The organism is Methylosinus sp. LW3 (assembly GCF_000527115.1).
GTDB lineage: Bacteria > Pseudomonadota > Alphaproteobacteria > Rhizobiales > Beijerinckiaceae > Methylosinus.
The window spans coordinates 3,414,893-3,436,412 of sequence record NZ_AZUO01000001.1; the positions used below are offsets into that span (position 1 = coordinate 3,414,893).

Sequence of the window (21,520 nt, forward strand, 5' to 3'; positions counted from 1 at the left end):
AAAAAAACGGCCGCGCTCATCGCGCGGCCGTGAAATTCCAGCGGACGGGCCGAAAGGCCCGAAGCCTCAGCGGATCACGTAGGGCAGAAGGCCGAGGAAGCGGGCGCGCTTGATGGCCTGGGCCAATTCGCGCTGCTTCTTGGCCGAGACGGCCGTGATGCGCGAGGGCACGATCTTGCCGCGCTCGGAGATGTAGCGCGAGAGCAGGCGCGTGTCCTTATAGTCGATCTTCGGGGCGTTGGCGCCGGAGAAGGGGCAGGACTTGCGGCGGCGGAAGAAGGGGCGGCGGGCTGCGGCGCTCATCAGAAAGTCTCTCCTTCGGCGCGGGGTTCGTCACGGCGCGGGCGGCGGTCGCCACGGTCGCCTCTATCGCCACGGTCGGGGCGCGGACCGCCGGGGCCGCGGCGGTCGCCACGGTCGTCGTCGTCACGCTTGCGCAGCTGGGCGGAGGGGCCCTCCTCCAGCGCATCGACGCGCAGAGTGAGAAAGCGCAGAACGTCCTCGCTCAGGCCCTGCTGACGCTCGACCTCGGCGAGGGCCGCCGGCGGGGCGTCGATGTTGAGAAGGGTGAAATGCGCCTTGCGGTTCTTCTTGATCCGATAGGCGAGGGACTTGACGCCCCAATATTCGGTCTTCGTCACCTTGCCGCCGAGCGAGGCGATGATGCCCTTGAACTGCGTCGTCAGCGCTTCCACCTGCTGGGGCGAAACGTCCTGGCGCGCAAGATAGATATGCTCGTAGAGAGCCATTCTCTTGCCTTTCCTCATCGTCGCGAGCCCGCTCTCGGCGCAGAGCCCTTCGAGCCTTCAAAGGAAAGGCTCGATCGGGAAGTTCGAAGGCGGAGACACTGGAAGACGGGCGAACCCTGCCTGTGGCGGAGCCAAAGGCCTTCCGTTCAGCCCCCGGCCGGAAGCGTCGCGAAGCGCGCTTTATAGCGGCGTGGGCGCAGGATGCAAGGGCCGCGCTCAGCGGCCGTCGAACCAGGCCTTCCATTGCGGGACCGCGGTCGCGAAAGTGCCGCGATGCGTCGTCGGCCCGGTGGAGACGGCCTCGACGACCTTATTGCCGGAGCCGAAAGCCTGCGCATAGGTCATCGCCATGCGGCCAACGCCCTGGGTGATCGCCTCGTCCGCCTCGCCGTAATAGTTGCGAACCGGCGATTTTATCACCCAGCGATAGGCCTGCGTCGCCGCAATGAGCCGGCCGAAGGCCGAATTGGCGAAATAATGCGGATCGAAATAATCCGGCTTGATGAGCTTGCGCAGATCGGTCGGCACGGCGGCCGCATCGATCGGCTGGCGATCATAGGCCTTTTTGGCGATGTCGTAGTGCTCCTCGGCGAAGAGCGAGCGGGCGAGGCCCGGAACGCCATAGTAGTTCTCGTAGGAAAAGGCCGACAGGATGAAGATGCTGTTCAGCCAGACGGCGTCGTTCGGCCGCGGAAAGTCGAGAAAGCCCTCCATGGCGGCGTAGAGATCCAGCGGCGCGCTGGCGGTGGCCGCCCCGCGCACGGCGACGCCCGCGCTCTCGAGCTTCTCCAGAAAGGCCATGGTGACGAAGCCGCCTTGCGACCAGCCCGAGAGGAAAAGCTTGTCGCTCTTCAGCTTCAAATGGTCGAGCACGGCATGGCTGGCGACCAGCAGATCGTAGCAGGCCTGCTGATGGCTGGCCTTCACCATATAGCCCTCGGGCTCCCGCGAGACGCCGAGGCCGAAATAATCGGCGCCGATCACGGCATAGCCCTGCCCGGCGAATTGCGCGATCATCAGCTGCGTCTCGGGAGATTCCTCGGCGAAGGAGGGCACCTCGTGGCGCCCATAGACCGTGCCATGCTGGTAGGAGACCATGGGAAACGAGGTCTCCTTCGTGTCCGGCACGGCGAGCAGGCCGGAGGCGACGGTCGGGGCGTTGCCCTTCTCCGGTATGACGGAGGAATAAGTGATTCTATAGAGCCTCACGCCATTGCGCGCCGGCGTGTAGTCCACTTTGACGCCCGCGAATTTCGGCGTGTCGGTCTCCATTATCTGGTTCAGCCGATGTGCGTCCCAGCGCGCCACGAGCTCGTATTTCACGCCGGAAGAGACTTCGACCGGCGCATTTCGCGAGGCGGGCGCCGCCTGCGCGGCCGCGCCGAAGAGCAGCGCCGAGATTAGGATCAGCACACGAAGAGTGATCGGCATGAGGGAGCCTTTTCGGTTTCGGGGGTAGATAAGCCGTCGGCGCGCCGAGCGGCGCAAGTGATCTATAGACCGCAATATTTTCCAAATCGCATCCGTCGCCGAAAATGCGCCGTCGGCGTCGTCATCCCATTTCGGCCGCATTTGCTCCCGAGAAACGACGCGGACGTAAACGGAACGGAGAGCAATGGGCATGATCTCGAGCTGGGCGCGCTGCGCGGGCGCTATCGCATTCGGCCTCGTCCTTTCGGGGAGCGCGCAGGCGGCCAATTTTCTCGATCGCGGCCCAGTCGCGGATTTCGTCAATAATTTCCGCCTGCAGTCGATCCCGAGCCAGGAGGTGGCCTGGAGCCATCCGCAATATAAGAAGGGCACGATCGTCGTCTCCACCAAGGAGCGGCGGCTCTATTATGTGCTCGGCCCCACGCGGGCGATCGAATATGGCGTCGGCGTCGGCCGCGAGGGCTTCACCTGGTCCGGCGTGAAGACGATCACCGCCAAGAAGGAATGGCCCGATTGGCGCCCGCCCGCCGCCATGCTGAAGCGCCGGCCGGACCTGCCCCGCTATATGGCGGGCGGCCAGGACAATCCGCTCGGCGCGAGAGCGCTCTATCTCGGCTCCAGCGATTATCGCATCCACGGCTCCAATGAGGGCGAGACGATCGGCGAGGCCGTCTCCTCCGGCTGCATCCGCATGACCAATCGCGACGTCGCCGATCTCTATGATCGGGTGAAGGTCGGAACCCGCGTGGTCGTGCTGAAATGACAGGGGCGCCCTTCTCGAGCTATCAACCGCGCAGCCCTATTCACGGCGGCGGAGTTTCGAGGAAGAGGATCATGCGCAAGCTCTGCATTCTGGCGGGTCTCATCGTCGCCTATGCGCTGCTCGCGGGTTGCGACAAATGCACCCACGAGCTGCAGGACATACGCCTGCCGCTGCCGCCGCAGGCCTGCGCGCGCTGAACGCTTTTTCTGCGGCCGCCTTTGCTCTATAGAGCGCCCTGACGCGGATCGGGAAAGGTGAGCGCAGATGGCGGCTGGCCATTTCGTCGAGATGAAGAAGCGCGGCGAGAAATTCGTCGTGCTGACCGCCTATGACGCGCCGACCGCCCGACTCGAGGTGGAGGCGGGCGTCGATATCGTCATGGTGGGCGACAGCGTCGGCACCAATGTGCTGGGCTATGCCAGCGAGCGCGAGGTGACGCTGGACGATATGGCGCATCACATCGCCGCCGTGCGCCGCGGCGCGCCGGGCGTCTATCTCATCGGCGACCTCCCCTACGCCACCTATGACAGCGAGGCGCAGGCTCTCGCCAGCGCTGCGCGGCTCGCGCAGGCCGGCGCCGATTGCGTGAAATTCGAAGGCGCGCGGCCGGAAATCGTGCGCGCGCTGAAGCGCGAGGGATATGAGGTGTGCTGCCACATCGGGCTCGAGTCGCAGCATCAAGAGGGCAAGCGCCGCCAGGGCAAAACCGCCGAAGCCGCGGCCAAGCTCCTCGCCGACGCGCTGGCGCTAGATGCTGCGGGCGCCGATTTTCTCGTTCTCGAGCTCATCCCGCGCGAGCTCGCGGCGAAGATCACAGAGCGTCTGCGCGCGCCGACGATCGGAATCGGCGCCGGCGCCGATTGCGACGCGCAAGTGCTGGTCGTGCATGATCTCGCCGCGCTGGGAACCCGCGACTTCAAGCATAATCGCCGCTATGCGGAGCTGGGCGCCGCGCTGCGCGCGGCGGTCGCCTCTTACGCGCGCGATGTGCGCGAGGGGCGCTTTCCGGCCGAGGAAAATGGTTTCTCAATGGAGGCGGCGGAACTCGCGGCCTTGGAAAAGATCATCGCATGAGCGCGTCTCGAATAGGCCTTCTGCTCGTCAATCTCGGCACGCCGAAGGGCGCCGATTATTGGTCGGTGCGCCGCTATTTGCGCGAGTTTCTGTCGGATCGCCGCGTCGTCGATCTGCCGCCCGTGCTGTGGCGTCCCATTCTCGAGAGCTTCGTGCTCACCTTTCGGCCGCGCCGCTCCGCGCGCGCCTATCGCTCCGTCTGGAACAATGAACGTGACGAAGGCCCGCTGAAGACGATCACGCGCGCACAGGCGGAAAAGCTCGGCGCGCGCTTCACGGATACGGGCGTCATCGTCGATTTCGCCATGCGCTACGCCGGGCCTTCCATCGGCGAGAAGATCGACGCGCTGCGCGCAAAGGGCTGCGAGCGCATTCTTCTGTTTCCGCTCTATCCGCAATATGCGGCCTCGACGACGGCCTCCGTCTTCGACGATGCGGCGCGCGCGCTGGCGCTATTGCGCGAGCAGCCGACATTGCGCATCGTCCCGCCCTTCTATGACGATCCCGCCTATATAAAAGCGCTCGCCGCCTCGACGCGCGCGCAACTCGCCGCGCTGGATTTTACGCCGGATGTTCTGGTCGCGTCTTTCCACGGCCTGCCGCAGGCGCAGATCGACCGCGGCGATCCCTATCGCCGCCATTGCGAGGCGACGCTCGACGCTTTGCGCGCGGCGCTCGGCATGTCGCCGGAGCGTCTGCGTCTCGCTTTTCAATCGCGCTTCGGCCGCGCGCAATGGATCGGCCCCTATACGGCGAATGTGCTGCAGGAGCTGGCGCAGAGCGGCGTGAAACGCGTCGCCGTGCTGACGCCGGGCTTCGTCTCCGATTGCCTGGAGACGCTCGAGGAGATCGGCGTCGAGCTGCGTCATTCTTATTTGACAGCCGGCGGCGAAAAATTCGCGCGGCTCGATTGCCTCAACGACAGCGAGGATGGATTGCGCGCGCTAGAGACGATCGCGCGACGAGAGCTCGCCGGCTGGCTGGACTCGTGAGCAGCCTCAGGCTTCTGCCGAAATCTTTCCGCCGCTGATCGTGACGATGCGGTCGGCGGCGTCGAAATAGCGATCGTCATGGGAGATGACGACGAGCGTCTTGCCGCGCCGCTTCAGATCGGGAAGAATCTCGCGATAGAAAGCGCGGCGAAACGCCGGGTCCTGCTCCGCCGCCCATTCGTCGAAGACCATCACCGGCCGCCCCTCGGCGAAGGCGGACACGAGCGCGAGACGCTTGCGCCGTCCGGCGGAGAGCGCCGTGGTGGTATAGACGCCATTCTCGATCGCAGTCTTTTCCGAAATCTCCATGAGCGCGAGATAATCCTGCGCCGCGGCGGCCGACTCCTGCGAGACGCTCACATCGTCGAAAAGGAAATAATCGAAGAAAACGGCGGAGAAGAGCTGACGATAATCGTCGCGCTCGGCGTCGGAGACCGGCCGGCCATCGACGAGGATTTCGCCGCTCGTCGGCGGATAGACGCCGAGAATGAGCTTGAGCAGCGTGGTCTTGCCGCCGCCATTCTCGCCGACGATGAACACGATCTCGCCGGGGCGAATGTGAAAATCCGCCGGCCCGAGCGTGAAGCCGGCGACATTCTCCGCCTGCGAATATTGGAAGGTCACGCCGCGCAACTCCACCGAGCCGAAGAACGGCGAAGGCGGCTGCGCTGCGCTTTCGACGAGCAGCGGCTCCGCCGTCGTGAAGCTCTCGGAGAGATCGACGACACGGCGAAACGACGTCGCGGCGCGGCCGAACATCGGGACAGTGGCGATCATCGCAGTGACGGGCGCGCGCATATAGAGAAGCGCGACGATGAACGTCCCTGTCGTGGCGGGCGCTTCCCCCAGCGCCGATTGCGCGGCGGTCAGCGCGCCGATGACGATGAAGATAGACGTCGTGTCGATCGCCTCGACGGTGGAGAAAATCACGAAATTGCGCGTCGTCAAATCGCGTATGCGCTCGATCCGCGCAAACAGCCGATCATTGCGGAACGCCGCGCGCCGCACGCGATTGAGGCGCAGCTCCTTCGCGCCCTCGATCAGCGCGTCGTAATCCTTCTGCAGCTCGTCGCGCGCGCGTCTTTCGGCGTCGAATAGCTCGAAGCCGCTCGAAAGGGCGCGCCGCATGAGATAGATCGGCAGGCCGGCGAAGGCGACGGCGACCAGCGCGAGGCGCCAGGACAGAAAAACGAGATAGGCCGCGCAGCCGAGCGCGGTGAGCACGGACACGAATAGAAAGGGAAGTCCGCGCACGAACTCGCAGATTTCATCGACGTCGTGATTGAGCGCGGTGACGATGCGATGCCGCTGCAAGCGCTCGAGCGCCGCCACCGGCGCGCAGAGAATCTTGTCGACCAGCTCCTTGCGAAGATCGGCGACAGCGCCCTGGACGACCTCGCTGTTCGAGCGGTTCGCGACGATTTCGCCTGCGAGAATCGTCGCGCAGAGCCCGGCGAAAATCGCGATCTCGGCGGCGGCGAGGCCATTGCCGAGGGCGCGCTCGATCATGGCGAGAACACCGACTGTCGCGAGGCTCGCTGCGCCTCCCGTCAGCGCCGCGGCGAATGCCTGCCTTTTATAGGGCGCGAGCAGACGAGCGGACGCGCGCAGAAGAGACCTGTTCCGCATCTATGGCCTCGTTGAAATGAATGGAATAAAATCACTGCGTCCGCCCCGTCAGCCGCCGCCACAGCTCGTCGAAGGGCCGATAGACGAAACGCACCTCATGCTTGCCCTGCGACACGGCGACGGCGCGGAACATCACATTGGCGCGGAGAATTTCCGCCGGCTCGCCGTCGATTTCCGCCGTCCAGGACGGATGGAAAATATCGTTCAGCACCACATAGCCGCCGCCGCGCGGAACGTCGGCGTCGATGACCACCTCCGTATTGCCGTAAGAACGGATGCGCGCGCCGCTCGCCTCGCCCTCCTCCGGCCGCGAATGGCGGCAGACGGGCGGCTCCTGCAGCAGAACGCTGGCGCGATAATCGAGATCGGGCCAGACGCCATCCTCGATCATTTGCGCGAAATCGACGCGCGTGGCGCAGGTCGCGAGCAGCACACGCGGCAGCGCGCGCTTATTCTCATAGACATAGGCGTCCTTGGTGCGCGCGATGAATTCGAGATCGCCGGGCTTCAAACTCTTGTCGATCTCCTCGATCGGCACGCCGGTCGCGATGAAGCGCAGCCCGATGAGATCGGCGAGCGTCGAGCGATAGGAGGGATAGAGCTTGGAGAAGACGCGCTGATCGGGAAGCGCGAGATGATCGCCGACGCCGGTCGCATCCTCGAGCAGGCGCAGGCGCACCGGGTTGTAGCCGAACTCCTGATCGAAGCCATGCACGAGCGAGGCGTTGGGCCAGTGGAAATCTATGCCCGCGAGCTCGGCGCGGTCGCGCCGATCCGGCGCCGCCGTCGCGGCGAGACGCGCCCGCAGCAGAGCGATCGTGTCGTTTTGCGTGTCGGCGCGCAGCACGTCGAAATTCTGCGGCGGCAGCGCCGTCGATTCATTCGGGCCATTGTTGACGGCGAGATCGAGCGTCATCGTCGCGCCGACGGCGGCGAGCAGCGCATAGCGGCGCGCGGCGAGCCACGGCGCGAAGGCGATGACGAGAAAGGCCAGCGCCACGAAGCCGGCGCTCTCGGCGAGCGGCAGGAGCGCCGCCGCGAGATGATCCTTGCTCCAGGCGAGCGCAATGGCGAGCGCGAACAGCACGCCCAGCGCCGCCGCGAGATAGCGCAAGGGCGGTCTGCTCGGCGCATTGGCGACGACATTGAGGCCGAAGCCGGCGAGAATGGCGAGCACTGCGCAGAGCGGGAAGGTCGCGTCCGCCGGGCGGCGGAAGAGATCGACGCCCGGTATATGGAACATCAGCGCAAAGGCCGGCGTGAAGCGGCCGAGCGCATAGAGCAGCAGCGCCAGCGCCGCGGCGGAAAAGAAGCTGATCTCGCGATTGGACGGCAGGCCGTGACGCGTCAGAGCGATGAGCGAGAGCAGCGGCAGCGCGCCAATGTAGACGTCGCACATGTTGCGCGCGAGAAAGAGATCCGGCGAGCCGAAGACGAGCGCCGGCGGACCCCAGAAATTCGCGAGCGGACCATCCGTGCCGAAGAGATTGGCCGAGACGAAAGTGAGCAGCGCCGCCGGATGCAGCGAGCCGCGCAAGGCGCCTTCGAGATCGATGGCCGGCCGATTGGATTGCGACGCCAGCTCCATCGTCAGCAACAGCGGAACGATGATGATGGCGACGCCGCAGGCCGCGCCGGCCGCGAGCGGCGCGACGGCGGTGGAAATCTTCGCGTCGTCGGAAAAGACGCGGAAGACGGCGTAGGCCGAGAGGATGAGCACTTCGAGAAAGGCGACCTGATCGCGGCCGAGCACGAGAAAGGCCGCCGCCACGCCGGCATAGGCGCCCCATTGCGCCGAGCGGCGATCGAGCGCGCGCGCGAGCAGAAAGAGCGTCACCGGGAACCAGGCGAGGCTCATCACCTGCCCCGTATGCTGAATGCGCCAGGCGGCCGAGCCGCCGAAGGCGAAAGCCAGCGCGCAGAGCAGCGCGCCTTCCGCCGAGAATTTGCGGTCGCGGAAATAGGCGATGAAGGCGAGCCCGCCCATCGCCAGCATCGAGAAGACGATGCCGTCCTCGAGCGCGAAACTGGGCTCGGGAACGAGCCAGGCCGCGAGGAGGAAAAAGGGCGAGAAGATCAGCGATTGCGGATCGGCCAGCTGCGGCGAGCCGGTAAAGACATTGGGCGTCCAGAAGGGCGATTGGCCAGAATGCAGCGCATGGGCGAGAAAAGCGAATTGCGGCTGGAAATGCGCCTTGGCGTCCCAGGGGACGGTGACGCGGCCGGACAGCCACGGAAAAGCGAGCACCACCGCCGCCGCCAGAAAGACGAGCGCAGCGGCGCCATAGGAAACATTGGTCTGCGGACGCTCGGTCACTCTCGGCTCACTCCGACGAATCTCATTCGCGCTGCATTGCGCATGATTTTTTCAAAAGCGCAAAGGAGAAGGCCGCGCTGGCGCGCTCACGCGCCGACGGCGCGCTGCGGCCGTGGCGCCGCGGCCTGCTTTTCCGCCTCGCCATCGAAACGGCGCCGCGATTCCTCGATGGTCTCGACATTCTCGAGCGCCCAATCGCCCAGCCTATGCAGCGGCTCGCGCAAGGAGCGGCCGAGCGGCGTCAGCTCATAATCGACGCGGGGCGGAATTATGGGATAGACGGTGCGCGTCACGAAGCCGTCGCGCTCGGCCGCGCGCAGCGTCAGCGTCAGCATGCGCTGCGAAATGCCGCCGATGCGACGCCGCAGCTCGTTGAACCGCAAAGGCCCGTTCCCGAGCGATTCGACGACCAGCACAGTCCATTTGTCGCCGATGCGTGACAGAATGGCCGCAATGCGCCCGCATTGGGCAGGAACATGAATGTGACCCCGTTCCAAAAATGTGCCTCCTTGCGCGTCGCAGCGACAGGGGGCAACCTAGCCTAAGTTACCCTTTGATACCAGGAGCGAGCCGGATGACCCGCCTTTTGCAGATCGATTCGAGCATTATGGGAGAGAAATCGCTGAGCCGCCGGCTCACCGCCGAGCTGGTGGCGAAGCTGCGCGGCGATCGTCCCGGTCTCGAGGTCGTCTATCGCGACGTCGCCGCCGCGGCGCCGCCAATGCTCTCCAGCGCGCTTTTTTTTGCTCGCGGAGCCGGCTCGGAGCCGGAGGATGCGGCGCTGCGGGCCGAGCTTTCCACCGCCCGCACGATTCTGGAGGAATTTCTCGCCGCCGATATCGTCGTCATCGGCGCGCCAATGTATAATTTCTCCATTCCCACGCAATTGCGCGGCTGGATCGACCATCTCGTCGTGCCGGGCAAGACCTTCGCCTATACGGCCGACGGACTTCGGGGCCTCGTGACCGGCAAGCGCGTCATCGTCGTCTCGACGCGCGGCAGCCTCTATGCGGGCAATGCGACGCTTTCGGCGCAGGATCATCAGGAGGCCTATCTGCGCACGACCTTCGGCAATCTCGGCGTCACCGATTTCGCCTTCGTCCGCGCCGAGGGCGTCGGCCTCGGCCCGGCGCAGAAGGAGGAGGCGCTGGCCTCCGCCCGCCGTGATATCGCCGCGCTGGCGGCCGCCTGAAACAAAAAAACGGCCCCACGGGCGAACGTGGGGCCGCGACCTGAAGGGGAAATGACTACGTCCTAGAATTCCGCACAACCGCCCGAAGGGCGGCGACTCGCGACGCCACACACGACTGACGCGTTCAGTCGAACACGGAGCCCAGCGCTGCTCCGATGAGACCGAAAACCACTGCGCTGGCGAGGATGGCCGGGCCGCCCAACAGGCCATAGCCCACCACCCCGCCGATGACCGCGGCTATGCCGCCGACGATCAGCTTGCCAGTGTTATTGTCCTTCTTGCCGGCCTCGCCGGACTTTTCCGCGATATTGTCGGCCATTTGCGCTTCTCCTCGAGAAGAGTAAGCCCTCGGACGCCGCATCACGGCTCCTCTCCTAGCAGGCGCGTGTAATGCTCTCGTGTGAGTCTCTTGACGGGGGAGTGACAGGCCTTTCGCCCGGCGCGGCTTTCGCCCGGGACGAAAGCTTAGTAAAGTCGCGCCGCATTTTCGGCCGGCCCGAGGAGCCGGTCCCCAATCGAGGACAAAAGACGTGACAGGGACATTGGATACGAGCGGGCGCGCCACGGCGAGCGTCAATGCGCTGGCGGGCGAGATCGTCGACAGGCTCGTCGCAGGCGCGGAGCGCTATCGCCTCGCCGTTTCGCGCGGAAGCCTCGGAGAGCTGCTGATCGACGCCGGCGCCAAGGTGGCGGGCGGCATAGACGCCGGCCTTCTGCTCACGGAAATCTGCCTCGGCGGCCTCGGCAAGGTCACGCTCTCGCCGGCTCCGGGCCAGAAGAACTGGCCCTTCTGGCTCACCGTCTCCAGCAATGACCCGGTCGTCGCCTGCCTCGCCAGCCAATATGCCGGCTGGAGCCTCTCCCATGAGAAATTCTTCGCGCTCGGCTCCGGCCCCGGCCGCTCGCTGGCGCGCAAGGAGGCGCTGTTCCAGGAGCTTCCCTATAAGGACTCCGCCGATCGCTCGACCATCGTGCTCGAGGCCGGCGCGCCGCCGCCGGAGGCCGTCGTGGCCAAGGTCGCCAATGATTGCGGCGTCTCGCCGGACAAGCTCGCCTTCGTCTATGCGCCGACGCAGAGCCTCGCCGGCAGCGTGCAGGTCGTCGGCCGCGTGCTCGAGGTGGCGCTGCACAAGGCGCATGAGCTGAAATTCCCGCTCGAGCATATTGTGGACGGCATCGCCACCGCGCCGCTCTCGCCGCCGCATCCCGATTTCGTCACGGCCATGGGCCGCACCAATGACGCGATCATCTATTCCGGCCGCGCCCATCTCTTCGTGCGCGGATCGGCGGCGGCGGCCAAGGAGTTGGCCGAAAAGCTGCCGAGCTCGACCTCGCGCGACTACGGACGGCCTTTCGCGGAAATTTTCAAAGCGTATAAGGGCGACTTCTACAAGATCGACCCCAGCCTGTTCTCGCCCGCCGAGGCGATCGTGACGGCAGTGGAGACAGGCGAGACTTTCCGTGGCGGAGCCATCGACGAAAAACTGCTCGAAGCCTCTTTCGGCTGAGCCCGCGCGCCCCCGAGAGGGGGCGCTGCGCATCGCGATCTTCACCGACGAGCTCGACTGGCATGTCGAGCGTCTCATCAAGGGCTTCGCGCGTCACGGCGCGCGGGCCATTCCCGTGCGGCTCGGCGCCTGCAAGATCGACACGGCGCGGCCGCAGCACATCGCCATTCCTGGCTTTCACGGCGCGCTGCCGGACGCCGCCGTCGTACGCGCGATCGGCGACGGCTCGCTGGAGACGATCACGCTGCGGCTCGGCGTGCTGCACGCGCTCGACGCGCTCGGCGTTCCGCTGGTCAATAGTGCGCGCGCGATCGAGCGGTGCACCGACAAATCGGCCGCGAGCTTTCTGCTCGCCGCCGCGCGCATTCCGACTCCCGCCACCTTCGTGACCGGCTCGCGCAGCGAGGCGCTGCGCATCATCCGCAGCGAATGCGGGCTCGCGCCACTGGTGTTGAAGCCTTTGTTCGGCGCGCAGGGCTGGGGGCTGAAGCTCATCCGCCGCGAGGAGGATCTGCCGACGACGGAGGAGGCGCGCGGCGTCTTCTATCTGCAGCGCTTCGTCCCGCCGCGGGACGTCTGGTACGAGGATATGCGCATTCTCGTTTCCCATGGCGAGATCATCGGCGCGATGCGGCGCCGGTCGCGGCGCTGGATCACCAATATCCGCCAGGGCGCAAAGCCGACTCCCTGCGAGCCGAGCGCGCGCGAGCGCGAATTGGCGCTGCGCGCCGCCGCCGCGCTGGGCGCGGATTTCGCCGGCGTCGATATCATCAGCGGCGCCGACGGCCTGCCCATGGTGCTCGAGGTCAACAGCATGCCGGGATGGAGCGGGCTGCAGAGCGTCACCCCCTATCAGATCGCCGAGCGCATCGCCGGCGACATAATGGCGGCGATCGGCGCCGCGGCGCGCCGCGCCAATGGCTGAGTCCCTTTCGGAACAAATCGCGCGCGCCTTTATCGCCGCCTGCGAGGACGAGCTCGCCGCGCCGAAGCCCGGCAATGTCCATATATATGCGCCCGGCCATGGCATGGAGGCGCAGGACTTCATCGCCAGCGCCGCCGCCGCCGCTCCGCATCTCGCCGCGACGGGCGCGAGCGTCGGCGAGCGCATCTTCGGCGCGGTGGAGGCGACCTGGGCGCGCGTCGGCTGCAACACAAATCTCGGCATTATTCTCTTATGCGCGCCGCTCGCTCACGCCGCGCTGCGAGAGGGCGAAGGGGGACTCGCCGAAAAGCTCGCAGCGACGCTGGAATCGCTCGATTCGTCGGACGCCAATCTCGCCTTTCGCGCCATAATGCGCGCCGCGCCCGCCGGTCTCGGCTCGGCGCCACAGCATGATGTCGCCGCGCCGGCGCAAATCTCGCTGAGCGACGCCATGGCGCTCGCCGCCGACCGCGACCTCGTCGCACGGCAATATGCGAATGGATTCGCCGATATTTTCGCGCTGGGCCAGGAGGCGATCCGAGATGCGCGGGCGCACGGCCATGACCGCGAGACGGTGACGCTGCTTCTCTTCATGACTTACGCACGACATTTTGCCGACACGCATATCCAGCGGAAATTCGGCGAAAAAGTCGCTCTAGAGACCTTGACGCGCTTCCAAGAAGCGGCTTCTCTTCTAGACGCCGCGCGCGATAGAGAGTCCATGTTCCGGATCGCTCTGGAATTGGATCATTCTCTCAAAAAAAGCGGCTATAATCCGGGCGCCTGCGCGGACCTGACGGTCGCCGCGCTTTTTGTCGATTATCTCCTCGCCATCTTGCCGAACGTCCACAAAAATGGTTGAGTTCGCGCCGCGCGAGATGGTCTCGCGACCGGCTCGTCCGGCTCGGCCGCATTTCGGCCTGACGCCGGCGAGGAGAGGGAGGCGCCCGCGCCGGCAGCCGCGTGGGCGATAAGTCGAGTTTATCGAAAGGAAGAAACATGGCCCTGATCAACAAGCTCCTGGTCGGCGAGTCGCTCGTCGGCGAAGGCAATGAAGTCGCTCACATCGACCTCCTGATCGGACCGCGCGGCAGCGCGGCCGAGACCGCCTTCGCCAATGCGCTCGTCAACAACAAGGACGGCTTCACCACGCTGCTCGCCGTCGTTGCGCCGAATCTGCTGGCCAAGCCCAACACGATCCTCTTCAACAAGGTCACCATCAAGAACGCCAAGCAGGCCGTTCAGATGTTCGGACCGGCGCAGGCCGGCGTCGCCAAGGCCGTCGCCGACTCCGTCGCCGAAGGCGTGATCCCGCTCGCCGAGGCCGATGACCTGTTCATCTCGGTCGGCGTGTTCATCCATTGGGAAGCCAACGACGACAAGAAGATCCAGGAGTACAACTATCAGGCCACGAAGGAAGCCATCGCGCGCGCCGTCAAGGGCGAGCCGAAGGCCGCCGAGGTCGTCGCCAAGCGCAACGACGTCAAGCATCCTTTCGGCGCGAACTGAGCTCACGCTCGTTCGGCCGGCGAGCGTCGGCGCGCCTCGCGCGCGTCGTCGCCTCGCTGCGATGCGGCGCCTCGTCGCCGGATTTTCGAGGAGCCGTCCGCGGCTCCTCTTCGTCGACTCGAATTGAAGCGAATCGATCCGCGGTCGGCGCGTCACCAGTCGGCTTCCTGACGGAAGTTGCAGCGAGATTGGGGGGCCTCGCGCAGGCCGAGAACAACGCCGCCAAGGCGTGACGAACAGACCGAAAGGAAATCGAATATGGCTTCGATACTGGATAAGATTCTGGGCGCCCTCTTTCCGAAGGCCGGCGCCAGCTCCTCGACCCCCAAGCTGCTGGTCGGCGAATCGCTCGTCGGCGAGGGCAATGAGGTCGCGCATATCGATCTGCTGATCGGACCGCGCGGCAGCTCGGCCGAGACGGCTTTCGCCAATGCGCTCGTCAACAATAAGGACGGCTTCACGACGCTTCTCGCCGTCGTCGCGCCGAACCTCCTGGTCAAGCCCTACACGATCCTCTTCAACAAAGTGACGATCAAGAACGCCAAGCAGGCGGTTCAGATGTTCGGCCCGGCGCAATATGGCGTCGCCAAGGCCGTCGCCGACAGCGTCGCCGAAGGGATCATCCCGATCGAGCAGGCCGACGACCTCTTCATCTCGGTCGGCGTGTTCATTCATTGGGAAGCCAATGACGACCAGAAGATCCAGGACTTCAACTATCGCGCCACCAAGGAAGCCATCGCCCGCGCGCTGAAGGGCGATCCGAGCGCCACCAAGGTGCTCTCCGAGCGCGTGACCGCCAAGCACCCCTTCGCCGCCGCCGACTGAGGCGCAGCGCAGGCTTGCAATCGACTAAAGAGGAGCCGCCGACCGCGGCTCCTCTTTCTTTTTATGCTCTACGCAAATCGTCTGGCGACAGCCGCCCGTCATGCAGCGCCGAGGCGACGAGCACGCCGGCGACGCCGATACGCGCCAAGGCCTCGAGATCGCGCGCATCGCGCAGCCCGCCGGCGGCGTAGATTTCCCGGCCCGGCGCGCGGCGCGCCAGCGAGGATAAAAGCGCGACATCCGGCCCCGCGAAGGCGCCGACGCGCGCCAGAGTCATGGCGATGATTCGCGGCGGCCAGAGCCCCGCATCGTCGAGAAGCGCGCGCGGCCCGAGAAAAGCGTCGCCGCGAAAATCGAGCGAGAGAATCGCGCGCGCGTCATGCGAGAGATCGGGAGCGGCATGCTGCGCGAGACTCTCGCTGCCGACAACATGATCGATATTGCGCTCGGCATGAGCGAGCCTGAAGGCTCGCGGTCCAGGCGCCGCATCGGACCGCGAGCCTTCAGGCTCGCATGCGGCGCCATCATCGACCCAGAACGAGATTTGCGGAAAGCTCCGCGCCAGCGCGTCGATCGCCTCGGCGTGATCGCCACAACGCTCGATCGCGTCGAGATCGGCGATATAGATCGTATCGAAATCGAAGAGGCGCAGAAAGCCCGCGACGATCGCATCCGGCGCGCTGCCGGCGGCGAGCGGCGTCTCTATCGGCGCATAGGCGGCGCGCTCGCCGCGAAAGGCGCGCACGACATTGCCGCCTTTGAGATCGATGACGGGGATGATCCGCATGGGGCGAATTATAAGGGATAACGCGCGCCCGCGCGACGGCGGCGCCGCGATTTGAAATTCCGAGAGGCGCGATAAGGGGACCTTCGGGCTCGGCTACTTCGCGCTAAGGTGGGATTTGGAGTGCCCGGACCTCCCCCTTGACCCTGCGCCGAGAGCGTGGCCCCCTAGCGGAGCCAGCAACGCAGGCTCAGGATGCGAAGATTATGACGAGGACGATTTTGAGTGAGAAAAGAAACATCCCGGCTAGGCTCTATAAGTATCGAGGGTTCAATAACCTTACGTTAGACCAGCTGGTCTTTGACCAGCTATTTTTCGCCGATCCGAGCACTTTCAACGACCCACTGGACACAAAGCCATCTCTCTCGACCGATTTAGATGCAGATGCCCTGGAAGATATCCTCAGACAACTCATCGAGCAGCGCACCAATGCGGAGATGAGCGCCGCAGCCAAAGCGATCAGGTATCGCGGACCGAAGACACTGAACCACATTGCAATCCAATGTAAACAGCGCGCCGAAAATGTGATCGCGGACATCCGCTACCATGCAACCAACCCTGAATATGAGGTCGAGGACCCAGCGCGCTTTCTCTTCGGGCATTATGTCGAGGAGGAGTTGCTCCGCAGATACGACAAGGGGATCGTATCTCTCGCTGAGCGTGCGGAGTGCCCTCTAATGTGGAGCCACTATGGCGACCAGCACAAGGGGCTCTGCATAGGCTACTCCATACCCGAACGAGCCCAGCAAAGCCTCTACAAGATTACCTACGGCGGCAGCAGGCTCATCGCGGCGAGTGCCGTAGCTGCCATGCTTGACGGCGACGACTCAGCGCAGCGCGAAGTTGACGAGGCCGTTCTATCGCGAAAGGCGCCGGAATGGGGCTACGAGCGCGAGTGGCGTCTCGTTGGTCCTAGGGGCATCCAAGACTCACCTCTTGAGCTTGAGGAGGTTGTATTTGGAATACGCTGCTCGTCAACTGTCAAATATGCAATCGTAAAAGCTCTTGCCGACAGGGGTCGACGCATAAAATTTTACGAGATACGCGAGCGCCATGAAAATTTCCTCCTCGGCAAATACCCATTGGACACCGATGAGCTGACCGCTTTGTTACCGAGGCGCGCACTCACTACCTATGATTACTTCAAGCCGGTCGTTGACGACGAGTGAGACGCCCGGCCAGGACGAGGCCCGCTTGCGGGACAACGCGCGGCCATAGGGCGTCCGTGAGGACACCCGTCGTGCGAGCGTGTGAGGAGCCCCGCATTCGAGGAGGACGCCATGGAGCGACGAGGATTGCGCATTCGATCGCCCGCGAGCGGGAGAAGGAGATGCGTCCGCCTCTGCTGAAAACCCGAATCCCCCCACCGCCCGCCCCTTGACACATGCTGAAAATATTCCTATCTCCGCCCTCGCTCCCGCCGACGCAAGGGCGCGTTTCTCGGGTCAGGGAACGCGGGCGGGGGCCGGCTCCATCCGGGACGGCGACCCCCGTCCCTGGACAGGCGGCGCGTCGCCGGACCGGCGTTTCTCTCCCGTCCATAGGGAGAGCGAGAGCCGTTCCGTGAGCCCAGGCCATCGGAAGCGATCGGGTCCTGAATGTGAAAACCCAGGATTCGCGGGTCCGAATGCGCCTCGGGACGTCGACGAGAAGGCGAAGCCGCGTTTCGGGACGCTCCGGAACCGACAGAATTTCTTCGCGCTGCGGCCGAAAGGGGCCGGAGCGTCCCGAACCGCCCTTCCTCCCCCGCCGCCGCGAGGCGCCGGGCGCATCGGCGCGCCTTTGCGGCGCGCGGCGAAAAGGCGTAAACGAGGCCCGTCGCTCACAGCCGCAGATCGTTCCCCCATGAAGACTTACCTTTCCGCCGCTCTGGCTCTCGCTCTTTCTTGCGCCTTTGCTGCGCATGCGCAGCCGCAGGCGGCGGGGCAGAGCGATTGGCCCTGCCGTCAGGTGAAGGTGCAGAGCGTCGCCGTCGCTGGCGTCTGGACCGGCCCCTCGCTCGACGGCGCCAAGAGCTGGCGCGAGGATTCCGCGCTCGGCGATCTCGTGGCTCGCGTCAGCGCGCGGCGCACGCCGATCGAGACCGCGCAAAAGCTCGTCGCGGATCTCGCCGCGGCGGCGGGAGACAAGCGCAAGGAGCGGCTGACGGCGCTTTTTTCTGGCGTCTATGACACGCTCGAGGCCGAGCGCCGCGAAGTGCTCTCCGGGCTCGACCGCTATGGCGCCAAGCAGAAGCTGCTCGCCGAAAGGCTGCGCGAGGAGACGCAGGCGATGCGCGCCGAGCAGGACAAGCCGACGCAGGACGCGCAAAAGCTCAAGGACGCCAGCGAGGCGCTGCAATGGGATTTGCGCGTCTTCGACGAGCGGCGCCATGCGCTCTCCTATGTCTGCGAGACGCCCGCGCTCATCGAGCAGAGGCTCGGCGCGCTGGCGCGCGTCATAGAGGCGGCGATCGATTGACGTCGATGAGGGGAAGCGGCTCGCGCCCCTCCCCGGCCCAGATTCGGCGCTTCATCGAGATTTCGCGCAGCATTCGCCGCCCTTTCGGGGGAGGGTGAGGGAGGGACCTCCCAGCGCCGCGCTTTTGCTCGATTGCATGGAGAATTGCGATGCAGGAATATGGAGCCGCGCCTTCGCATCGGCTGGTCTTGGCGGAGCGCTATGCCGCCGGCAAGGAGCGGCGGCGCTTCGTGCCGCGCGAGAGCCTCGCGGATTTCTCGCCCGTCGAGCGCGACCCCACTGCTATTCTCGCCGCCACGGACGAAGGCCGCGTCGCCTCGCTGCTGCCCATTCGCTATGAGCGCATGGCGCATTCGCCGTTTTCGTTTCTGCGCGGCGCCGCCTCGATCATGGCGCAGGATCTCTCCGCTCTGCCGACGCCGGGCCTCTCCGCGCAATCTTGCGGCGACTGCCATTTGATGAATTTCGGCGCGCTTCTGTCGTCTGAAGGCAATGTGCTCTTCGACATCAATGATTTCGACGAGACTCTGCCCAATATCGACTTCACCGTCGATCTGCGGCGCCTCTGCGCGAGCTTCGCCGTCGCCGCTCTGGACGCCGGCCGCTCCGAAAAGCGCGCGCGCCATGCGGCCGAGCTCGCCGCGCGGGGCTATCGCCGACATATGCGCGGCCTCTCGCGTCTGTCGCCGCTGAAGGCGTGGCGCGACCGCATCGATCTCGTCCATGTCGCGGATGGGCTCGCCGAGCGGCTCGCGCGCAAATTGCGCGGTCTCGTCGCCGCGACGCGGCCCGATCGCGAGGACGATAATTTCCCGCATCTCGAATCGACGCCCATGGGCCTGCGCATAGAGGAGCGGCCGCCGCTCATCTATCACATCGGCAATGGCGGCTGCGACGCCACGCGTTTCGACATACCCGCGACTTTCACGAGCTGCGGCGCGACGCTCAATCCGGAGGTCGTCGCGCTGCTGCGCCGCTATGCGCTGACCGACACTGCGTTCAAGGTCGTGGGCATCGGCAGCGTCGGCACATTCTGCGCCATCGGCCTCTTCGCCACCGCCGACGACGAGCCATTGTTCCTGCAATTGAAGGAAGCGCGCCCCTCCGTGCTGGCGCGGCTCGCGCCGGAAGCCGCGGCGCAATGGAAGGACGCCGAGGGCAAGCGCGTCGTGCATGGCCAGCGCGTGATGCAGGCCTCGACCGATCTCTTCCTCGGCTGGACCAAGGACGAATCCACCGGCCGGCATTTCTATGTGCGCCATTTGAAGAACCGTCGCCTCGGCTCGGTCGCGGAGCTCTTCGAGGAGCATGCGCTCGACGATTACGCCGCGCTCTGCGGCAGCGTGCTGGCGCGCGCGCATGCGCGCTCCGCCGACCCTGCGATCATCTGCGGCTATATGGGCAAGAGCGCCGCCTTCGACGACGCGATGGCGTCCTTCGCCATGCTCTACGCGGCGCGCAACACATGCGATCACGCCGAATTCCTCGCCTGGCGCGCCAAGGCGAAAAACGAAACGCAAGGGAGCGACAAAGGCCGATGAGCGATTCGACACCGAAGCTGCACGCCGTCATCGCAGAGGGCGTCGCGCGCGTCCTCATCGACAATGGCGAGCGACGCAACGCTTTCGATTTCTCGATGTGGCGCGCATTGCCGCCGCTGCTGGCCGCGCTCGACGCGGACGAGACGGTGCGCGTCGTGGTGCTGACCGGCGCGCCCTCCCTGCCCTTTTGCTCCGGCGCCGATATTTCGGAATTCTCCACCGTGCGCGCGACGGCGGAAGGCGGCCGAGCCTATGAGCAGGCCAATGTCGAGGCTTTCGACGCGCTGTCGCGGCTGGGCAAGCCGGTGATCGCGGCGATCGCCGGCTATTGCATGGGCGGCGGCATGGGGCTCGCGGCGGCCTGCGATCTGCGCATAGCGGCGGAGGCTTGCGTGTTCGGCATTCCGGCGGGACGGCTCGGCGTCGGCTATCCGCCGGAAGCGATGAGCTATGTCGTCGCCGCCGTCGGCCCGCAGAACGCCATGGATCTCTTCTTCACCGCGCGGCGCATAAACGCCGAGGAAGCGCGCGCCGCGCGCTTCGTCTCGCGCGTGCTGCCGAAAGACGGATTCGACGCGACGATCATGACGATCGCGCGCGGGATCGCCGCCAATGCGCCGCTCACTCTCCGCGCGGCGAAGGCGGCGATAAGACGCGCGGCAGGATTGCCGCATGCGCTCTCGGCGGAAGACTGCGAGAAGCTCACCGCAGCCTGTTTCGACAGCGCCGATTATGCAGAAGGCCGCACGGCGTTTCTCGAGAAGCGCGAGCCGAAATTCAATGGGAAATGAGCTGGGGAAATGACATGAGCGCGCCGCTCACGATCGCCGATGTGGAAGCCTCAGCAAAACGCATCGCTCCTTATATCGAGGCGACGCCATTGCTCACGGCGCCGCTGCTCGACGAGGAGATCGGCTTTCGCCTTTTGGTGAAGGCGGAAAATCTGCAGCCGATCGGCGCCTTCAAGCTGCGCGGCGCCTTCAATCAAATATTGCAATTGACGGAAGACGAGCGGCGCCGTGGAATCATCGCCGTCTCCTCCGGCAATCATGCGCAGGCGGTCGCCTTCGCCGCGCGCGCGATGGGCGTCGCGGCGACGATCGTGATGCCGCGCGACGCGCCCCGCGTGAAGCTCGAGCGCACGAAGGCGCTGGGCGCGCGCGTCGAATTCTATGATCGTCTGAGCAATGATCGCGATGCGATGACGCGCCGCCTCGCCGAGCAGGACGGGCTGCGCTTCATTCACCCTTACGACGATCCACGCACCATCGCCGGACAAGGAACCATCGGCCTCGAGATATTCGCGCAGACGCGCGCGAAGGACATTGCGCCGGATGCGATCATCGCCTCCTGCAGCGGCGGCGGGCTCGCCTCCGGCATTGCGCTGACGTTGCAACTCTTCGAGCGCGCGCCGCTGATGTTCACAGCGGAGCCCGCGGGCTTCGACGACATGCGCCGCTCATTGGAGAGCGGCGCCGCGCAAGTGAATCCAGCGCTCACCGGCTCGATCTGCGACGCTCTGCTCGCGCCGACCCCCGGCCGTCACACTCTGCCGATTCTGCTCGCCTGTGGCGCGCGAGGACTCGCGGCGACAGATGCGCAAGTCGAAGCTGCGATGCGCATCGCCGCCGAGCATTTCCGCATCGTGCTGGAGCCGGGCGGCGCCGCGGCGCTCGCCTGCGCGCTCGAGGAGCGCGAGCGCTTCGCGGGAAAGACGGTGGTCGTCATCGCTTCCGGCGGCAATGTCGATCGCAAGGACTTTGCGGCAATTCTCGATCGTTCGAGCTGAAGCGCCCCCTCCCTCACCCTCCCCCGCTTTCG

Annotated in this window: 23 protein-coding genes; 15 read left to right on the forward strand and 8 right to left on the reverse strand. The window is 65.5% G+C overall.

Annotated elements, in window-relative coordinates:
- Nucleotides 1–66: 66 nt before the first annotated feature.
- The 3 genes from rpsR to METLW3_RS0117070 all read right to left on the reverse strand — a co-directional run bounded on the left by rpsR (nucleotide 67) and on the right by METLW3_RS0117070 (nucleotide 2,180).
- A complete protein-coding gene (rpsR, locus tag METLW3_RS0117060) occupies nucleotides 67–303 on the reverse strand; it encodes a 30S ribosomal protein S18 (protein ID WP_018266677.1) in 237 nt (78 codons plus the stop codon).
- A complete protein-coding gene (gene rpsF, locus METLW3_RS0117065; protein WP_024881051.1) occupies nucleotides 303–749 on the reverse strand; it encodes a 30S ribosomal protein S6 in 447 nt (148 codons plus the stop codon). The genes rpsR and rpsF overlap by 1 nt, the downstream gene beginning before the upstream one ends.
- A gap of 216 nt (nucleotides 750–965) precedes the next feature.
- On the reverse strand, nucleotides 966–2,180 hold the full coding sequence (locus tag METLW3_RS0117070; protein WP_024881052.1) for an alpha/beta hydrolase: 1,215 nt from the start codon (nucleotides 2,178–2,180) through the stop codon (nucleotides 966–968).
- A 184-nt stretch (nucleotides 2,181–2,364) separates the two neighbouring features.
- Between METLW3_RS0117070 and METLW3_RS0117075 the strand changes: the two genes are divergently transcribed.
- The 4 genes from METLW3_RS0117075 (at nucleotide 2,365) to hemH (ending at nucleotide 5,009) form a co-directional block, all read left to right on the forward strand.
- Nucleotides 2,365–2,943, forward strand: a complete 579-nt coding sequence (locus tag METLW3_RS0117075; RefSeq protein ID WP_198022777.1) for a L,D-transpeptidase — start codon at nucleotides 2,365–2,367, stop codon at nucleotides 2,941–2,943.
- A gap of 71 nt (nucleotides 2,944–3,014) precedes the next feature.
- The gene (locus METLW3_RS29300; RefSeq protein ID WP_280949434.1) at nucleotides 3,015–3,140 is read left to right on the forward strand and encodes a hypothetical protein; all 126 of its coding nucleotides are present in this window, start codon (nucleotides 3,015–3,017) and stop codon (nucleotides 3,138–3,140) included.
- 67 nt (nucleotides 3,141–3,207) lie between these two features.
- Entirely contained in the window at nucleotides 3,208–4,017 is an 810-nt protein-coding gene (gene panB, locus METLW3_RS0117085) for a 3-methyl-2-oxobutanoate hydroxymethyltransferase (protein WP_024881054.1), read from the forward strand.
- Nucleotides 4,014–5,009: a ferrochelatase gene (gene hemH / locus METLW3_RS0117090; protein ID WP_024881055.1), complete on the forward strand. Its 996-nt coding sequence runs from the start codon at nucleotides 4,014–4,016 to the stop codon at nucleotides 5,007–5,009. Before panB ends, hemH begins: the two co-directional genes overlap by 4 nt.
- A gap of 6 nt (nucleotides 5,010–5,015) precedes the next feature.
- Here hemH and METLW3_RS0117095 read toward each other — a convergent pair whose 3' ends face one another.
- The 3 genes from METLW3_RS0117095 to METLW3_RS0117105 form a co-directional block, all read right to left on the reverse strand.
- A complete protein-coding gene (locus METLW3_RS0117095) occupies nucleotides 5,016–6,638 on the reverse strand; it encodes a cyclic peptide export ABC transporter (protein WP_024881056.1) in 1,623 nt (540 codons plus the stop codon).
- Between the two features lie 31 nt (nucleotides 6,639–6,669).
- The gene (locus tag METLW3_RS0117100; protein ID WP_024881057.1) at nucleotides 6,670–8,955 is read right to left on the reverse strand and encodes a membrane protein; all 2,286 of its coding nucleotides are present in this window, start codon (nucleotides 8,953–8,955) and stop codon (nucleotides 6,670–6,672) included.
- 86 nt (nucleotides 8,956–9,041) lie between these two features.
- Nucleotides 9,042–9,452 (reverse strand): helix-turn-helix domain-containing protein, encoded by a 411-nt coding sequence (locus METLW3_RS0117105; RefSeq protein ID WP_024881058.1) that lies wholly within the window; start codon nucleotides 9,450–9,452, stop codon nucleotides 9,042–9,044.
- 77 nt (nucleotides 9,453–9,529) lie between these two features.
- Between METLW3_RS0117105 and METLW3_RS0117110 the strand changes: the two genes are divergently transcribed.
- Nucleotides 9,530–10,147: an FMN-dependent NADH-azoreductase gene (locus METLW3_RS0117110; protein WP_024881059.1), complete on the forward strand. Its 618-nt coding sequence runs from the start codon at nucleotides 9,530–9,532 to the stop codon at nucleotides 10,145–10,147.
- Nucleotides 10,148–10,271: 124 nt separating this feature from the next.
- Here METLW3_RS0117110 and METLW3_RS0117115 read toward each other — a convergent pair whose 3' ends face one another.
- Entirely contained in the window at nucleotides 10,272–10,466 is a 195-nt protein-coding gene (locus METLW3_RS0117115) for a hypothetical protein (RefSeq protein WP_024881060.1), read from the reverse strand.
- A gap of 211 nt (nucleotides 10,467–10,677) precedes the next feature.
- Here METLW3_RS0117115 and mch point away from each other — a divergent pair, with 211 nt between their 5' ends.
- The 5 genes from mch (at nucleotide 10,678) to fae (METLW3_RS0117140) (ending at nucleotide 14,914) form a co-directional block, all read left to right on the forward strand.
- A complete protein-coding gene (mch, locus tag METLW3_RS0117120; protein ID WP_024881061.1) occupies nucleotides 10,678–11,655 on the forward strand; it encodes a methenyltetrahydromethanopterin cyclohydrolase in 978 nt (325 codons plus the stop codon).
- Nucleotides 11,609–12,580 carry a RimK family alpha-L-glutamate ligase gene (locus METLW3_RS0117125; RefSeq protein WP_051465451.1) on the forward strand — a complete coding sequence of 324 codons (972 nt, stop codon included), beginning with the start codon at nucleotides 11,609–11,611 and terminating at the stop codon, nucleotides 12,578–12,580. Before mch ends, METLW3_RS0117125 begins: the two co-directional genes overlap by 47 nt.
- The gene (locus METLW3_RS0117130; RefSeq protein WP_024881063.1) at nucleotides 12,573–13,442 is read left to right on the forward strand and encodes a triphosphoribosyl-dephospho-CoA synthase; all 870 of its coding nucleotides are present in this window, start codon (nucleotides 12,573–12,575) and stop codon (nucleotides 13,440–13,442) included. The genes METLW3_RS0117125 and METLW3_RS0117130 overlap by 8 nt, the downstream gene beginning before the upstream one ends.
- A 137-nt stretch (nucleotides 13,443–13,579) precedes the next feature.
- Entirely contained in the window at nucleotides 13,580–14,089 is a 510-nt protein-coding gene (gene fae, locus METLW3_RS0117135) for a formaldehyde-activating enzyme (protein ID WP_018266692.1), read from the forward strand.
- A gap of 258 nt (nucleotides 14,090–14,347) precedes the next feature.
- Nucleotides 14,348–14,914 carry a formaldehyde-activating enzyme gene (gene fae / locus METLW3_RS0117140; RefSeq protein WP_024881064.1) on the forward strand — a complete coding sequence of 189 codons (567 nt, stop codon included), beginning with the start codon at nucleotides 14,348–14,350 and terminating at the stop codon, nucleotides 14,912–14,914.
- 61 nt (nucleotides 14,915–14,975) lie between these two features.
- Here fae (METLW3_RS0117140) and METLW3_RS0117145 read toward each other — a convergent pair whose 3' ends face one another.
- Nucleotides 14,976–15,701, reverse strand: a complete 726-nt coding sequence (locus METLW3_RS0117145) for a HisA/HisF-related TIM barrel protein (protein WP_024881065.1) — start codon at nucleotides 15,699–15,701, stop codon at nucleotides 14,976–14,978.
- 203 nt (nucleotides 15,702–15,904) lie between these two features.
- On the opposite strand from METLW3_RS0117145, the gene METLW3_RS0117150 reads away from it, so the two are divergent.
- The 5 genes from METLW3_RS0117150 (at nucleotide 15,905) to METLW3_RS0117170 (ending at nucleotide 21,488) form a co-directional block, all read left to right on the forward strand.
- Entirely contained in the window at nucleotides 15,905–16,867 is a 963-nt protein-coding gene (locus METLW3_RS0117150) for a DUF2971 domain-containing protein (RefSeq protein WP_036309743.1), read from the forward strand.
- Nucleotides 16,868–17,543: 676 nt separating this feature from the next.
- On the forward strand, nucleotides 17,544–18,158 hold the full coding sequence (locus METLW3_RS0117155; protein WP_024881067.1) for a hypothetical protein: 615 nt from the start codon (nucleotides 17,544–17,546) through the stop codon (nucleotides 18,156–18,158).
- 149 nt (nucleotides 18,159–18,307) lie between these two features.
- On the forward strand, nucleotides 18,308–19,699 hold the full coding sequence (locus METLW3_RS0117160) for a DUF2252 domain-containing protein (protein ID WP_024881068.1): 1,392 nt from the start codon (nucleotides 18,308–18,310) through the stop codon (nucleotides 19,697–19,699).
- On the forward strand, nucleotides 19,696–20,490 hold the full coding sequence (locus METLW3_RS0117165; protein ID WP_024881069.1) for an enoyl-CoA hydratase: 795 nt from the start codon (nucleotides 19,696–19,698) through the stop codon (nucleotides 20,488–20,490). Before METLW3_RS0117160 ends, METLW3_RS0117165 begins: the two co-directional genes overlap by 4 nt.
- A 14-nt stretch (nucleotides 20,491–20,504) precedes the next feature.
- Complete coding sequence (locus METLW3_RS0117170; RefSeq protein ID WP_026599404.1) at nucleotides 20,505–21,488, forward strand: threonine/serine dehydratase; 984 nt, start codon at nucleotides 20,505–20,507, stop codon at nucleotides 21,486–21,488.
- Nucleotides 21,489–21,520 lie beyond the last annotated feature (32 nt).